The organism is Dyadobacter fanqingshengii (assembly GCF_023822005.2).
Lineage (GTDB): Bacteria > Bacteroidota > Bacteroidia > Cytophagales > Spirosomataceae > Dyadobacter > Dyadobacter fanqingshengii.
In genome coordinates this window covers 564,702-579,093 of record NZ_CP098806.1, presented here as the reverse complement: position 1 = coordinate 579,093, position 14,392 = coordinate 564,702, and the positions used below count along the sequence as shown (strand labels likewise).

Annotated in this window: 15 protein-coding genes; 4 read left to right on the top strand and 11 right to left on the bottom strand. The window is 44.8% G+C overall.

The window, feature by feature from the left end; genetic code table 11:
- Nucleotides 1-4: 4 nt before the first annotated feature.
- Together NFI81_RS02400 and NFI81_RS02395 are read right to left on the bottom strand one after the other, a co-directional pair.
- Nucleotides 5-1,048: a beta-ketoacyl synthase chain length factor gene (locus NFI81_RS02400; protein ID WP_234614476.1), complete on the bottom strand. Its 1,044-nt coding sequence runs from the start codon at nucleotides 1,046-1,048 to the stop codon at nucleotides 5-7.
- A 24-nt stretch (nucleotides 1,049-1,072) separates the two neighbouring features.
- The gene (locus NFI81_RS02395) at nucleotides 1,073-2,707 is read right to left on the bottom strand and encodes a glycerol-3-phosphate dehydrogenase/oxidase (protein ID WP_234614477.1); all 1,635 of its coding nucleotides are present in this window, start codon (nucleotides 2,705-2,707) and stop codon (nucleotides 1,073-1,075) included.
- A 160-nt stretch (nucleotides 2,708-2,867) separates the two neighbouring features.
- Between NFI81_RS02395 and lysM the strand changes: the two genes are divergently transcribed.
- Nucleotides 2,868-3,329: a peptidoglycan-binding protein LysM gene (lysM, locus tag NFI81_RS02390; RefSeq protein WP_234614478.1), complete on the top strand. Its 462-nt coding sequence runs from the start codon at nucleotides 2,868-2,870 to the stop codon at nucleotides 3,327-3,329.
- 84 nt (nucleotides 3,330-3,413) lie between these two features.
- Here the strand turns inward: lysM and rplI are convergent, their stop codons facing one another.
- From rplI to NFI81_RS02370, 4 genes are all read right to left on the bottom strand, one after another.
- Nucleotides 3,414-3,860, bottom strand: a complete 447-nt coding sequence (gene rplI, locus NFI81_RS02385; protein ID WP_234614479.1) for a 50S ribosomal protein L9 — start codon at nucleotides 3,858-3,860, stop codon at nucleotides 3,414-3,416.
- A gap of 20 nt (nucleotides 3,861-3,880) precedes the next feature.
- Nucleotides 3,881-4,132: a 30S ribosomal protein S18 gene (gene rpsR / locus NFI81_RS02380; protein ID WP_026630174.1), complete on the bottom strand. Its 252-nt coding sequence runs from the start codon at nucleotides 4,130-4,132 to the stop codon at nucleotides 3,881-3,883.
- A gap of 3 nt (nucleotides 4,133-4,135) precedes the next feature.
- Nucleotides 4,136-4,516, bottom strand: coding sequence for a 30S ribosomal protein S6 (rpsF, locus tag NFI81_RS02375; protein WP_234614480.1), 381 nt, complete (start codon nucleotides 4,514-4,516; stop codon nucleotides 4,136-4,138).
- 138 nt (nucleotides 4,517-4,654) lie between these two features.
- A complete protein-coding gene (locus tag NFI81_RS02370; protein WP_234614481.1) occupies nucleotides 4,655-5,596 on the bottom strand; it encodes a DUF8428 domain-containing protein in 942 nt (313 codons plus the stop codon).
- A 140-nt stretch (nucleotides 5,597-5,736) separates the two neighbouring features.
- Between NFI81_RS02370 and NFI81_RS02365 the strand changes: the two genes are divergently transcribed.
- Nucleotides 5,737-6,399: a YggS family pyridoxal phosphate-dependent enzyme gene (locus tag NFI81_RS02365; RefSeq protein ID WP_234614482.1), complete on the top strand. Its 663-nt coding sequence runs from the start codon at nucleotides 5,737-5,739 to the stop codon at nucleotides 6,397-6,399.
- Here the strand turns inward: NFI81_RS02365 and NFI81_RS02360 are convergent.
- Nucleotides 6,391-7,437 (bottom strand): glycosyltransferase family 9 protein, encoded by a 1,047-nt coding sequence (locus NFI81_RS02360; RefSeq protein ID WP_234614483.1) that lies wholly within the window; start codon nucleotides 7,435-7,437, stop codon nucleotides 6,391-6,393. The genes NFI81_RS02365 and NFI81_RS02360 overlap by 9 nt on opposite strands.
- 191 nt (nucleotides 7,438-7,628) lie before the next feature.
- Here NFI81_RS02360 and NFI81_RS02355 point away from each other — a divergent pair, with 191 nt between their 5' ends.
- Complete coding sequence (locus tag NFI81_RS02355; RefSeq protein WP_234614484.1) at nucleotides 7,629-8,006, top strand: DUF423 domain-containing protein; 378 nt, start codon at nucleotides 7,629-7,631, stop codon at nucleotides 8,004-8,006.
- Between the two features lie 5 nt (nucleotides 8,007-8,011).
- On the opposite strand, the gene rodA is transcribed toward NFI81_RS02355, so the two are convergent.
- The 4 genes from rodA to NFI81_RS02335 form a co-directional block, all read right to left on the bottom strand.
- Complete coding sequence (gene rodA, locus NFI81_RS02350) at nucleotides 8,012-9,295, bottom strand: rod shape-determining protein RodA (protein ID WP_234614485.1); 1,284 nt, start codon at nucleotides 9,293-9,295, stop codon at nucleotides 8,012-8,014.
- A gap of 12 nt (nucleotides 9,296-9,307) precedes the next feature.
- Nucleotides 9,308-11,239, bottom strand: coding sequence for a penicillin-binding protein 2 (gene mrdA, locus NFI81_RS02345; RefSeq protein ID WP_234614486.1), 1,932 nt, complete (start codon nucleotides 11,237-11,239; stop codon nucleotides 9,308-9,310).
- A 120-nt stretch (nucleotides 11,240-11,359) separates the two neighbouring features.
- Nucleotides 11,360-12,889 (bottom strand): NFACT RNA binding domain-containing protein, encoded by a 1,530-nt coding sequence (locus tag NFI81_RS02340; RefSeq protein WP_234614487.1) that lies wholly within the window; start codon nucleotides 12,887-12,889, stop codon nucleotides 11,360-11,362.
- 78 nt (nucleotides 12,890-12,967) lie between these two features.
- On the bottom strand, nucleotides 12,968-14,059 hold the full coding sequence (locus NFI81_RS02335) for a PLP-dependent cysteine synthase family protein (RefSeq protein WP_275976832.1): 1,092 nt from the start codon (nucleotides 14,057-14,059) through the stop codon (nucleotides 12,968-12,970).
- A 111-nt stretch (nucleotides 14,060-14,170) separates the two neighbouring features.
- Here NFI81_RS02335 and NFI81_RS02330 point away from each other — a divergent pair, with 111 nt between their 5' ends.
- Entirely contained in the window at nucleotides 14,171-14,389 is a 219-nt protein-coding gene (locus tag NFI81_RS02330; protein ID WP_234614488.1) for a DUF8507 family protein, read from the top strand.
- The last annotated feature ends 3 nt before the right edge of the window (nucleotides 14,390-14,392 follow it).

The window sequence follows — 14,392 nt, the reverse complement described above, 5'->3', positions numbered from 1 at the left end:
GCTATTAGGCAGTGAGTAAAATAAAGCTATGCTGCGTTTCCTTGAAATGATTGTAAATCAATACATTATTAGCTTTTTGCGCTGTTGGATTGTTATGAATACATGGTAAAGGAGCTGGATGGCCGGAAAGCATTTGGACGGCCATCCATGTTGCGAATGCCGAAGCTGTTGGATAATCCCCAACCATATTTTTGTAGGTGTAACCGCTGCTATCGGGGAAAAATTTGTTCTGAAAATCCTTGTATAAATGGTCGGTGCGATTATCTCCGCTGACCCCTAAAATCAATGTATCCACATCCTTTCTTGTGAGCCCGTTTTTGGTTAGAAAATGGTCCAGTTTCATTTCCAGCTCGTCTTCGCTCGGAGAATTCATTTGATCCACATCCTTAATATGGGCCAGCGTGCTTTCACTTCTGGATGATTCAACAACAAACATCGTCGCTCCTTCCCCATTCACTGATCCGGGCGAATCACTTGACAGAAGGTTCTCCGAGGACAATTCCTCGATTTTGAAATGTCCGTTCAGGAAATCAATGTTGTGATTGTAGTCCGAAATTTCGTCAACGCTTCCCACCAGCACGCGTTTGAATTCCCTTTCTTCCAAAAGCATCATGGCGTCCAGTAATGCTGCTTCAAAAGCAAGTCCTTTGTGAACGTGTGTCGTATTATAGCCGGTAACTTTGCTCATGAGGGCTAGGTTTCCCGCCACCGCATTAGGCGTGCTTTGGACAAAATTGGTGGGGGTCAATGTGCCTTCGTCGTAGTCAACGATCTGGTTCAGGAATTTAAGGCAGTCTTCCAGTCCTCCGTTGGCCGTCCCCAAAATGATCCCGTCTATATCGAATTTTTGGATCAGCGGCAAGCCAGCACCCACACCCATCCGCACGGCCTTGCCCATTCTACGCAATAAACCCGCTGGAATCAATGTTCCGTAACCCGGCTCGATCGCATTGTAACGATTGCCATAATGCACTGTTATCTCTCCTTCAAGAAAGGCGTTATCAAAAGTTCGCTGGGGTGAGATGCAAGCTGAATCGGTTATGTACATTCCTGATTTGAAGTGAGTTGTTTGCTACGCTCCGGCGTCGGCGATAAATTGTTTAAGTTGAAGCGAATAGTCATCCATTTGGCGCTGCGTTTCGCTGTCATCCCAACCCAATTCCCGTGCCATCAAACGGGCAACAACGGGCAGACAGTTTAAGGTTTCCTGCCAGTCAGTAATTTCCAGCCTGACCCTTCTTGCCAAAAAGTCGCGCGGCGTGATAACCATCTCATTCCTGACCGTATAGATAACCTCTGCCTTGATGTAGGGATAGGAAGCGCTTAACCGTTCCTTCAAGAAATTGTCATTTACCGTTAGCTCGGCTACTAATGCGGCTCGCGAGCCGTATTTTTTGGTCAAATGCAGCGCAACATCTTCTGGTAATGCATATTTTGAAACCAATGTTCGCTGTAATGACGGATCAAAATTTTCACCGCCTGCCAGCATGTGGTCAGCTGTAAGACATTCATTTCTATTAGACAAAATGGCATCCGCTTCGTCAATTGTATCTTTGGCCATCAGCCGGTAAGTGGTCCATTTTCCACCCAGCAAGCTCACAAGTCCAGTGGACGAATCGACCTCAACTTCATGATCTCTTACCAGGCTTTTTGTCGATTTGGACGGATCGGCTGAAAGCAAAGGTCTGAGCCCTCCAAATCCCGCTTTCAACTTTGTAATGTCAATCTGGTTGGCCAGAAAAGGATTCAGTGTATCAACAAGATATCGCTTTTCTGATTCATTTAATGTTGCTTCGGAATCGATGCTATCGGATTCCGTATCCGTTGTCCCGATCATCATGGCACCCTCAAACGGGATGGCAAAAACCACTCGCCCGTCCGACGTTTTGGGAATGAGCATGGCATATTCGCTATTCAGTGTTTCAAAAGGCAGCACCACGTGAACGCCCTTGCTGGGACGAAGCCGTTCCGGCAATGCTGGATTGGCAAGCAGCCTGATCTTGTCCGAAAACGGCCCGGTGCAGTTGATAACCAGCTTTGATTTAATGATAAATTCGGATCCTGACTGCGTGTCCTTGACCTGAACGCCAACCAATTTACCGGAATCATTTTTCGTGAATCCAGTTACATCCAGATAGTTCGAAGCAACGGCGCCTGCTTCCGAGGCCGACTGCACCAATGCCAGGCAATAGCGCGCATCGTCCAGCTGACCATCGTAATATAGCACGCCGCTGTGTAGCTTCTTTTTATTCAGGGTTGGAATTTTGTCCAGCACTTCTTTTTTGGAAAGCCATTTACTTTTAGGAAGCGAATCATTGGTGGAAAATGTATCGTATAGTTGCAAGCCTATCTTGAAATACAACCCTTCTATCCAGGAACTTACAGGTGTCATCAGTGCGAGCGGACGCGCCAGGTGCGGTGCATTTTTCAAAACCGTATGACGCTCTTCAAGCCCATGACGAACCTGTTTGAGCTGCGCAAAATCAAGTTTTTTAAACGCTTGTTCCAGATAACGCACCCCGCCATGGATCAGTTTGGTAGATCGGGACGAGGTTTCAGACGCAAAATCCTTCTTATCAATGATAGCCACTTTATATCCTCGCAAAATGGCGTCCAACGCACATCCGGCCCCACTTGCTCCTGCCCCGATGATACAAATATCAAATTCTTCACTTTTTAACTTATCCAGCGATGCGTTACGATTCATTGATTAGCGGAATATCGAGCATTTGATTGAGCTGCTGCAAAAGTACAAAGTCAGACCTTAAACATGCGGCTGTTTTACGGTCATTTAGTAATTTGAGATAAAAAACTTTGGTATAATAATTGCTTTAAGCTAATTAATCTCACATTAAAACAACTTAAACATGGGCTTACTATCGTTTTTAAAAGGCGTAGGAGAAAAAGTATTTAAAAAAGAAGAAGCAGCGGCCGTTCCGACACCTGAGGCAGAACCGTTGCGTGCCAGCGCACTGCTGGCGCACGTTAAAGCGCTCGGACTTGCGTATAACAATCTGACGATTAAGACGTCTGGTGACACAGTGACAATTGAAGGCGAAGTTGCCAAGCAGGAAGATGCAGAAAAAATAGCACTTGCGGTAGGAAATGTAGAAGGCGTACAAGTGGTGGATAACCGTCTGAACGTAGCGACTCCGGCTCCCGAAGCTACCTACCACACTGTGGAAAAAGGCGACACGCTTTCAAAAATTGCGAAAGAAGTGTATGGCGATATGATGAAGTACCCCATCATTTTCGAGGCAAATAAGCCAATGCTCACGCATCCGGATAAGATATATCCAGGCCAGGTTTTGAGAATTCCAGCGCCTTGATTTAATATTGAATGAGTGACCGTTTCAAAAAGTCATAAAAAAAGCAGCCCTAAGAGCTGCTTTTTTTATGACTTTTTGAAACGATTAATCTTCCTGAGCGATAACGTTCAGCGCGATTTTGTGTTTCACTTCTTTGTGCAAATCGATTGTTGCAGAGTATGTTCCGATGGATTTTACATCATCCAAAGTAATTTTCTTGCGATCGATATTGAAACCTTTTGCTTTAAGAATATCAGCAACCTGTGTGTTGGTAACACGTCCGAAAATACGGCCACTTTCTCCAACCACTGTTTTGATGTCAATTGTAAGATCGCCGATGGCTGCTGCGATATCTTCCGCATCTTTTTTAAGCTTTTCAGCTTTGTGTGCAGCCTGACGCACGTTTTCAGTAACGATTTTGCGATTAGAGGGATTAGCCAATAATGCATAACCCTGAGGAATAAGGTAATTACGACCGTAACCTGCTTTCACAGTCACGATGTCGTTCTTATAACCTACACCTGCTATATCAGTTATTAGTATGATTTCCATTGTTTGTAGCTTTTTCTATATTATTTCAATTGATCAGCAACAAAAGGCAATAAAGCCAAGTGACGCGCTCTTTTAATTGCCTGAGAAACTTTACGTTGATATTTCAAGCTTGTTCCTGTAAGGCGGCGTGGCAAGATCTTACCTTGCTCATTCACCAGTTTCAATAAGAAATCCGGATTCTTGTAGTCGATATACTTAATGCCTGCTTTCTTAAAACGGCAATATTTTTTACGGTTATTGTTTTTCTCAACCGGTTCGTTTACTAGTGACATAGCTTATGCGTTTTCGGTTTTAGACTCAGTTGATTCTTCTCTTTTTCTTCCAACCAGACCCTTACGTTTTTTCTCGTTGTAAGCAATCGAATGCTTATCCAGGGCGATGGTCATAAAACGCAAAATGCGCTCGTCACGACGGAATTCGGTCTCCAAAACGTCAACCACATTTCCTTCTGTTGCAGCATATTCTACAACATGATAGAAACCTGAGTTTTTCTTTTGGATGGGGTAGGCCAGCTTGCGCAATCCCCAATTTTCTTCATGTACAATCGATGCACCATTTGCAGTGATGATTGTCGTGAATTTTTCAACGGCGTCCTTTGCCTGGGCCTCAGACAAAATGGGAGTTAGAATGAACACCGTTTCATATTGCTTAGACATACGGTAATTGATTAATTATATAATGTTAAATAAAAACCCTCACTTTGGGATCATACCAAAATGAGGGTGCAAAAATAGGGCTTGAAATCGACAATTCCAAGCCCCGATCTTACTTAAATTCAAGTTATTCGGCCTCGATTACTTCACTTCAAAGTCACCCTGTCCGATTTTAAAGCCTTCGCTGTAAACTTCGATGGCATATTTGCCGTCTTTCAAAGGAATGCCGCCGCGCCCGTAAAGGATATCAACGGACTGGCCGCTGTTTGTGAAATTAACAGTCTGCCGCGAGCTGTAAATCAATTCTTTGCCATCATGGATAAATGATCCCGAACCGGTGGCCATATCCGACAGCACTGCGCCGTCCGGATCCAAGATCCGAAGATACATTTCCTTCTCGTTTTGTTTCGCAACCGCGTTAGGCGCCAAACTAAAATTCACTCTTAGTTTATCAATGCGTTTTGCCTTGTATTTTCCGCCCTCGCGTTCTTTTCCTTTGGCTGAAACGGCATTAACCGTCAGATTTTCAGCCCGTAATGCAGAAGCGATGGTGACTTTTTCTGCCAGTTCCCTATTTTGAACTGAGTAGTTGGTAACTGAATCGGCAAGCAACTGTTTCTCACTTTCCAGGCCAGTCACTTTTTCGTTAAGCTCCTGATTTTTCGAAGTTGCGATACCCAGCTCCTGCTTTAATTGCGCAATTTCTGTGTCTTTTTCATTTAACACAGTTTCATAACCCTTAATCTTCTTATTGTACCCGGATGCTGAGTAATTACTCATATTCTTTAATTCCAGCTTATCCTTTTCCAGTTGCGACTTCATCGCCAGTAGTGAATCCACGCTGCCGCCCAGTTTTTGAATCTCAGCGATCTTAATGTCGAGTTCCTGCGAAATGGAGTCAAGCTTGGTTTTGATAAAAAGAACCTCCTCTGTCTTGGCCGTTATAATGTCATCTTTTGCAAGATTTTCCTGTTTTTCGTGATAGATAAAATAAACAAGTACCAAATTAAGCAATAGTAATACGGCCAGAGCGGCCCATAATAGTGTTTTCCTGTCTTGCTTTTGTTCCTGATTATAGTCCATACAGAAGGTTATATTTTGTAATTAGTTGGTAAAAGAACTATGTTTTTTTCAATTTTGAAATATGTTAACATCTATTTCTGGATGCTGGCAAGCAATTTTTCTGTTTAATACTTTAATACTCAAAAAATTAGTCTCCTCAAATGCCATCAATCGCTGAAAATATTGGTCAAATAGAAAAAGGATTAAAACAGGAAACCCGTTTGATTGCCGTAACAAAAACCAAGCCCGAAGAAGTTCTCCTGGAAGCATACGAAGCCGGCTGCAAGCGTTTTGGAGAGAACAAAGTACAGGAGATGACGGCCAAATATGAAGCGCTTCCCAAAGACATTGAGTGGCACATGATCGGCCATCTGCAAACCAATAAGGTCAAATATATGGCTCCCTATGTCGCTTTGGTCCAATCTGTTGACAGTTTTAAGTTATTAAAGGAAATCAATAAGGAAGCTGTCAAAAACCAGCGCGTGATCGATTGCCTTCTGCAAATATTCATTGCGCAGGAAGAGACAAAATTTGGATTGTCGGAAGAAGAGGCGGTTGAAATATTAACTGCCCCAGCGCTCAAAACATTGAAAAATGTGCGCATATTGGGATTAATGGGAATGGCGTCAAACACGGAAGAGGAGCAGGTGATCAGGAATGAGTTTCGGGGACTGAAAGCCCTTTTCGAATCATTCAAAAAATACAATAATGAACAAATCAGCATGCAGGCGCTTTCCATGGGGATGAGCGCCGATTACACCATTGCGATGGAGGAAGGAAGCACGCTTGTGCGCGTCGGAAGCGCCATTTTCGGATCAAGGTAAGCTAATAACGCTCGCCACTTTTTCCTTTACAAATTCAAACGACAGCTGTGAACACGGCAGACCTTTTTGTCGAACAAAAACGGCATTTTCTTGCCTTCCGTAACTTCCGGAATACGGATTATACTCAGGAAAATCATTCAGCGAGCCCATTAAAATAATTCCAAAAGTGCCCGCAGCATTGCCCAAATGCGATGGGCCACTGTCCAATCCAATAAAATAAGACGCGCGACGGATCACCTCGGCGGTTTCCAGAATCGTAAGCTGCCCGCATAAATTGCGATACGATTTCGTCGACACGGACAAGTTGCTTTTCAAGCCGATTTCGACAATTTGATAGGCGTAATGATCAGCTAGCCATTGCACCAATTGCTCCCATTTGTCAGCAGGCCAGTCTTTCGGCGCATAGTTGGATTGGCAATGCAGCACTATAAATGGCTCTATCAATTGCAGAGAATCCACTTTCAGCCGGTGATTTTCCTGCAAATACAGTTTTGGCCGGTCGTCAGCAGGAAATTCAGATTTTTCAGGGATCAGATCACCCGTTTGCGCGAAGACTTCCAATAGATTTCCAAAGTTGAAATAATTGAAAATGTTAATGTTACGGCGCTCAGCAACAGGGTTATTGATGAAAACCTGGCATTTGGGGCAATGGTTGTTGTTTGTGAATTGCAGCTGGATAACTTCATCAAAAATGCCTGTATCCAGCAAAGTCTTCCGCTCGGTCACGCAAAACTCTTTGAAAACTTCATCTATGGAAGGATTATGGCTGACCAATTCGCTGAATGAAGGCTTAACAAACCATACAATATGCGCATCAGGATGCAAGGACCGCACATATCGGGAAATCGGCTCTGCTGCAACGATATCTCCGAAGTGCTCCGTCCGGATAATTGCAATCAGCTTCTGACCTTTGTTTAATTTACTTTTTACGCCTTTGAAATGCAACCAAGCCTGATAACCAAGAAGATGGGCTTTGCTAATGTGCGTATATTTGTGATAACGATGAGTCCAGAGCGCTATAAAACTTTTTAAAGTCATTGCTAAGTATAATCTACAACCAGCGGACACGATGAATCCGCCTTTCCAAGCGCGCAAGATAATAAAATTGAAACAAAGAGTTGGTTACGCTTAGATCCGGGCATAACTTTACCGGACTGCTTCACCTGTAAATGATCGACTGGATGGCAGCATAATCCACGTTTTCTACCACTCAGATTAATACCAATATTATGAAATTCATGATTCAGGCTGGCGGCATTTTGGGAGCGCTCGCCGTTGCGCTAGGCGCGTTTGGGGCACATGCATTAAAAGGAATGCTGGAAGCTTCGGGAAGAAGCGAAACTTTTGAAACGGCTGTGAAATATCAGTTTTACCACGCCATTGCCATGGTTTTAGTCGGATTGCTCATGCAGCGTGCAGGCACGGACGCTATCAAGTTGCTAGGCTGGTCAGGCAATGCGTTTGCGATAGGCGTGATCATTTTTTCAGGCTCGCTTTATGCGATCTGCTTTACCGGCATTACCAAATTTGGCGCCACGGCTCCGATTGGCGGCCTGGCATTGATCGTTGGTTGGGTGTTGCTGATTTTGGCAGCGGGGAAAATTTAATTCACTTATCCCCTCGACAACGTAAACGGCCGTTGCGCATCGATTTTTAAGAATACAAATAACAAAATCGAGAACGACCACAAGGAAGATCCTCCGTAACTGAAAAACGGCAGCGGAATCCCGATCACCGGCATCAGCCCGATCGTCATACCAATGTTGACCATGAAGTGGAAAAAGATAATTCCGGCCACGCAGTAACCATAAACCCTTGCAAACCGACTTCGCTGTCGCTCTGCGAGTACAATAAGCCTCGCGATCAGGGACACGAAGAGCACAACCACGATGGCGGAGCCGATGAAACCGTGCTCCTCTCCTACGGTGCAAAAGATAAAGTCGGTGCTTTGTTCGGGCACAAAGTCAAATTTGGTTTGTGTTCCCTGCAAGAATCCCTTTCCAGCGAACCCTCCTGAGCCGATCGCAATCTTAGATTGGATCACATTCCAACCAATTCCGCGGGGATCGGAATCAGGATCCAAAAGCACCATAATGCGGCCTCTCTGGTGTTTTTGAAGCACATTATTCATAAAAAAGTCCACTCCAAACACAATCCCGATCATCACAAATGCAATGATGATCGTTGCCCAAAGCCCACCCCGCCTGCGTGTCATGACGGGCATCAGCCAGATAGCCAGCCCGGCAATGACAATGATCACACCCGCGATATACCATTTCACAAAAAGCAATGTAATGATCAGCAAAGCAGCCGTTACCATGCCGATAGCCGGAATAAAACCGGGCATTCCTTCGCGGTAAAGCACAATTGCAAAGGATGCAAAAACAAGCATTGAGCCCGTTTCATTGGACAAAAGGATCAGAAAAGCGGGTAATGCAATGATCCCCATGATCGGATAATAATCTTTCAGCTTCCGCGTAAGGCTAATGGCCGGATCGCTCAGATACTTGGAGATGGCCAGACTGATAGCCAGCTTCGAAAACTCGGCGGGTTGCAGCGAAAAAGAGCCAAATTTGATCCAGGAGCGTGATCCGTTAATGTTGGACCCGGCAAACAAAACCACCACCAGCAGGAAAACGATTACCGCATAGATGATGAAGGAGAAGGTCTCATAAAATTTATAATCGATCACCAGAATGCAAATGATCAGCACAGCCGCCGTTCCGATCCACATCAGCTGTTTCCCCGCATTATTCCCCAAATCGAACATGCTCATATTCACCTCCGGGTTGTAGACGGCAGCGTAAATGTTCACCCAGCCAATTCCCAGACAGGCGATGTAAATGAGCACCACCATCCAGTCTACGTTCTTCGTTATGGGCTTATTTTCCGCCATTTAAATCTTTGGTTATTGTTTCTTAGGTGCAGGTGTAGTTGCGGGTTTCACAACCGGTTTTTTCTTGACCGAATCCGGAGAAATTAGCTTTTTCTTCAACGAATCGGCAGAAATCGGCTTTTTCTGCCCGGGCAAAATGACTTTGCTCATTAAGTCGGCTTTAAACATCCGCTCTTCCAACGCTTTGTTTGTAATCTTTCGCGTCAGATATTTTTCGATGATCAGGTTGGCAATCGGTGCGGCAGCCGAACCTCCCGCTCCTGCATTCTCTACAAAAACGGCAATGGCAATTTTCGGATTTTCCGCCGGCGCAAAGGCGATAAAGATCGAATGGTCATCCCCACGCTTGTTCTGCGATGTTCCCGTTTTTCCGGCAATGGTAATGCCTTCCACACGCGATCTGCGGGCCGTTCCTCCTTCCACCGCCCCGATCATTCCTTCTATTACAGGATCAAAATTGTGCGATTCGACACCGGTGTCGTGCCTAACCAGAAATTCAGGATTCACTTTCTTGCCATCGCCAATGCCATGAATTACGTGTGGCGTGTAGAAATAACCCCTGTTAGCAATGATCGCTGCCACATTCGCCATTTTGAGTGGCGTGATCAGCAATTCGCCTTCACCAATGCTCAATGAGTAAATGTTGGAGAATTTCCAGCGATACTCACCGTAGAAGCGGTCATAATATTTTTTATTGGGCAAATTCCCTTTGTACTCGCTGGGAAGGTCAATTCCCAATCGTTGCCCGATCCCGAATTTACTGATCGCGTCATGCCAGGCATCCAGACCCACTGCGGACGCTTTGAATGTATTTTGAATATTGTTTTTATAAATAATCCGCCTGAAAACATTGTAGAAATACGGGTTGCAAGAGTGCATTACGCCCAAAGCCACGGTTCCTGTTGCGGGGTGATTGTGGCAGCCAACCGGACAGTTTGCATGCGTAAAACCACTTTCCGGCGTAATCACGCCTTCCTGCAAACCAATTAATGCCTGTATTAATTTGAATGTAGAACCCGGCCTGTAACTCGCCATAACCGGCCTGTTAAAGAGCGGCTTATAAGGATTCCGCGCCAGCGCAGCATAATTTTTGGAAAAATAACGGCTCGCCAGAATGTTAGGATCATAAGTCGGTGCGGAAACCATGGAAATGATCTGACCAGTTTTGGGCTCAATCGCAACAACGCTGCCTACTTTATTAACCATGAGACTGTCAGCATATTGCTGCACCTCCAGATCAATCCCGGAATACAGGTTTGCGCCTGCAACGGCCATTGTGTCCAGCTCGCCGCCTTTCCAGGGGCCTTTGTAAACCCCACTCACATTCTGCATGACGAACTTCGTTCCCCGTTTTCCGCGCAGTTCATTTTCATAAATTTTCTCGATCCCGCTTTGCCCGATGTAATCGCTCTGGCGATAATAAGGCTCTTCCTGCTTTTCCAGCTGGCCTTTTGTGATCTCACTCACGTAGCCAAGCGTGTTGGCGAGCGTAGGCGCTGTGTAAGTCCGTAGGGAGCTTTTGGCAAATTCAAAACCTGAATAATCGACCATAATGTCCTGAATCGACGCAAAATCCTCTTTGGACAACTGGCGAAGAAATAAAGAAGGTTTTACACGACTATATGCGCTTGCCGCATTCATCAAGCTGTCAAAATCGCGACGTTCAATGCCCAGAACCTGGCAAAATCGCAACGTATCGTCGACGCGCGCTTTGTAGGGCGTTACCAATAAATCGTAAACGGGTGTATTATAAACGATGAGCTTTCCTGTGCGGTCGTAGATCTGGCCGCGGAACGGGATTTCTATGACACGCTTAATGGAGTTACTGGACGATTCGATGGAGTAACTCTCGTCCAGAACTTGTAAGTAGAAAAGTCGTAATAAGTAGATTATACCTACTAAAGCAAAAAAACCAATGATGACAAAGCGACGACTTTCAAGCATTCTGCACTAAAAATTCCTGTTCTCTATTTTCATACGAAGTTCGTTATATCGCAAGACTTATCAAAGCCCGCATATACGTTTGACGCACTAAAAACTTCATTTTTAGCAGAATAAAATCGGTTACTCCCCTTTCGCCTCCACCATCAATACATTTTCCTTATCAACGACCACAGCGCCCTCCGGCAGGCCTTTTGGTTTACGGACAAATTTCTTCGGCGTGTAAATCACAGGGCATAGCGAATCGTTTTTTCTTTTGGAATAAAAAGCTGCCAATTCGGCCGCACGTTCAATGACCAAAGCCGGAAAATTTCTGCCCGGTTGGTTTTTAATCACCACATGCGAGCCGGTAACATCCTTAGCGTGCAGCCAAAGATCATCTTTGGAAGCAAATTGTTTGGTCAAAACATCATTATTCTTCGCATTACGCCCAACCAGAATGGTATAACCCATGAATTCCACTTTTTTAAACAAATCGGCGGGTGTTGCAACGGCTTTGGTTTGATCGAGTGCATTGCTTTTGATGTAACTTCTCAACTCACGCAACGATTCAATTGCTTCTATGGCATTTAAATGTTTAGTCAGATTTTGCCGCTCCATTTCCCGGGCACTCAGACTATCATTCAGCCTTCCCAGTTCAATCTTCTCGTTTTTGGATTTTCTATAATATCCTTTTGCGTTTTTCTGTGCGGTGAGCTCTTTTTTAAGTTTGACAATGATCGGTTGATCACGGTAAAAATCAAAAAGCTCTATTTTCTCCGTTCGTTCCGGAATGATGTGCAGATTGGCCATGATAATGTTCCCGATCTCATCATTTTTTGTCGCTTCTTCCAACTCGACGAGCTTTTTGAATGTGTTTTCAAGATAATTATCGGTCTGGGTAAGGCGCTTGCGGAGCACCCGAAGCATTTCCGCCTTTTCCTTTTCAATGCCGCTCAGCCGGATATATGCCAGGTAAAACTCATTCAGCGCCTCAATCGGATCATTATATTCTGAAATGATTTGTCCAACCGGCAAAAGAGAAAGTGTTGGAATAAGCTCGATTTTGGTTAAATAATAAGGCGGCGCATTTAACTCATCTAATGTTTGCTGAATGGTTTCCCACTTTTCAGCGGCGTTATTTAAATGCTGAAACTTCTCCGCCAGGTAAGCATTTACAAGCTTTCCAAATGTTGGAAACAATGCTTCATAACGTTCATTATTTTGAACAAATGCTTCAAATGACTGATCAATATCTCGGTTAAGGGATTCGGAAGTGATCGATTTGTCGGCAGGGAGTTTGTTATTGAAAAGCTGGGTCGCTATGCCTTCCTGGTCTATTGCAATCAGGTTGGACCGGTTTCCAAAAAGCTTGAAAACGAGTTTGTTACCATTTTCAAAACTGATTTGAATCGCCCTTTCATTGAGATAAACCTCAATAAATTCAACTTTTTGATTTTGGAAATCGGTGAAGAGATTCACGCTGTTGCGGCGCGCACGGTCGAAACTATCAGGAAAGCTCAGGCAGGCGAAATTGGACCTTAATGTGGCTTTGATAAAAAACGGATCGACCGGCTCTTCATCATTTACCGATGTATCAAAAACCAGAATAATTTCGTCCTTTTCCTGGCTGAATGCTTCAATAAAGGTTTTTCCGGCCAATTGCTGATGCAAGGCCGGGGCAAGTTGTTTTAAAAAATAATAATTCTGATGCACGGCATTTCTGATAATTCAGCGCAAAAGTAGGCACTTTTACCCTAATCCGGTCACCGCAGCCAATCTGTGGCCCTCTTCCCGAACCGCATCAAGAAAACCATTCTTTGCCAGCCACGCATCGTTATAATAAGTATCCTGGTAACGATCCCCCGAGTCGCAGATCAGCGTAACGATCGAGCCAGTCAAATCCTGCTCTTTCATTTCCTGTGTCAGCTGCAATGCACCCCAGAAGTTGGTTCCCGTGGAGCCTCCTACCCTTCTGTTCAACAGCTTGGACAATGTTTTCATCGCCGCAAAACTCGCAGCATCCGGCACGCGGATCATATGGTCCACCACTGTCGGGATAAATGACGGCTCCACTCTCGGACGTCCTATGCCTTCAATGCGCGACCCAAAATCGCTGCAAATGCCGGGATCATTGGTTTGCCAGCAATCGTAAAACACAGAATTCTCGGGATCCACCACGCAAATGCGGCTCGCATAACGCTCGTAGCGCACGTAACGCCCCAATGTTGCCGAAGTCCCACCCGTGCCAGCGCCTATAACGATCCAGGTCGGCACCGGATGCGCTTCAAACTGCATCTGCCGGAAAATGGACTCGGCAATGTTGTTATTTCCCCGCCAGTCCGTCGCCCGTTCTGCATAGGTGAACTGGTCCATAAAGTGACCATTATTATCCGCTGCAATGTGTTTTGACACTTCGTAAACTTCCGAGGGATGATCCACAAAATGACATTTCCCGCCATAGAACTCAATCGCCTGCACCTTATCCTGGCTTGTCGTCCTGGGCATCACCGCAATAAATGGCAAGCCCAGTAACCGTGCAAAATATGCTTCCGAAACCGCAGTAGAGCCACTGGAAGCCTCAACAACCGTTGTCCCTTCATGGACCCACCCATTACAAAGCGCATACAAAAACAGCGACCGCGACAACCGGTGCTTCAAACTCCCCGAAGGGTGCGTCGACTCATCTTTGAAATATAAATCAACCCCCGGAAAACCAGGTAACTGCAAAGGAATCAAATGCGTATCCGCCGATCGCTGATAATCAGCTTCGATCTTGGTAATGGCCGTGGTTACCCAGGAATTATACATACTCGTTTCAATACTTTTGGTAATAATGTGCACAAGAACGGAATATTTGGAATTAACTTTTAGTTCTGGTTATGAGAAACCGAACTTCCTTTGAGGTTAATGTAAAAGGTTACTAATTTGTAAAAAAATTTAATCCCTATAAAAATGGAACAGGCGACTAAACTAAACTCCATGCAGTTGTTTATGCTCAAAATGTTCGAAAAACAACTGAATAGCAAACAGGAAAAAGAAATTAAACAGTTGCTTTCGGAGTATTTTGCGAAGCAGATTGATGAAGAAATGGATGAGATCTGGGAAAAACGGGGTCTTTCTCAAAAAGATCTGGAGGAGGCCTTGGTTACACACAAACGCACTAAATATTAATTA

Bases quoted from the DNA above. Each gene is read 5' to 3' on its own strand.
- NFI81_RS02400 (WP_234614476.1), bottom strand. From the start codon at position 1,048: ATGTACATAACCGATTCAGCTTGCATCTCACCCCAGCGAACTTTTGAT.
- rpsR (WP_026630174.1), bottom strand. From the start codon at position 4,132: ATGTCACTAGTAAACGAACCGGTTGAGAAAAACAATAACCGTAAAAAA.
- NFI81_RS02365 (WP_234614482.1), top strand. From the start codon at position 5,737: ATGCCATCAATCGCTGAAAATATTGGTCAAATAGAAAAAGGATTAAAA.
- rplI (WP_234614479.1), bottom strand. From the start codon at position 3,860: ATGGAAATCATACTAATAACTGATATAGCAGGTGTAGGTTATAAGAAC.
- NFI81_RS02370 (WP_234614481.1), bottom strand. From the start codon at position 5,596: ATGGACTATAATCAGGAACAAAAGCAAGACAGGAAAACACTATTATGG.
- NFI81_RS02330 (WP_234614488.1), top strand. From the start codon at position 14,171: ATGGAACAGGCGACTAAACTAAACTCCATGCAGTTGTTTATGCTCAAA.
- lysM (WP_234614478.1), top strand. From the start codon at position 2,868: ATGGGCTTACTATCGTTTTTAAAAGGCGTAGGAGAAAAAGTATTTAAA.
- mrdA (WP_234614486.1), bottom strand. From the start codon at position 11,239: ATGCTTGAAAGTCGTCGCTTTGTCATCATTGGTTTTTTTGCTTTAGTA.
- rodA (WP_234614485.1), bottom strand. From the start codon at position 9,295: ATGGCGGAAAATAAGCCCATAACGAAGAACGTAGACTGGATGGTGGTG.
- NFI81_RS02360 (WP_234614483.1), bottom strand. From the start codon at position 7,437: ATGACTTTAAAAAGTTTTATAGCGCTCTGGACTCATCGTTATCACAAA.
- rpsF (WP_234614480.1), bottom strand. From the start codon at position 4,516: ATGTCTAAGCAATATGAAACGGTGTTCATTCTAACTCCCATTTTGTCT.
- NFI81_RS02355 (WP_234614484.1), top strand. From the start codon at position 7,629: ATGAAATTCATGATTCAGGCTGGCGGCATTTTGGGAGCGCTCGCCGTT.
- NFI81_RS02395 (WP_234614477.1), bottom strand. From the start codon at position 2,707: ATGAATCGTAACGCATCGCTGGATAAGTTAAAAAGTGAAGAATTTGAT.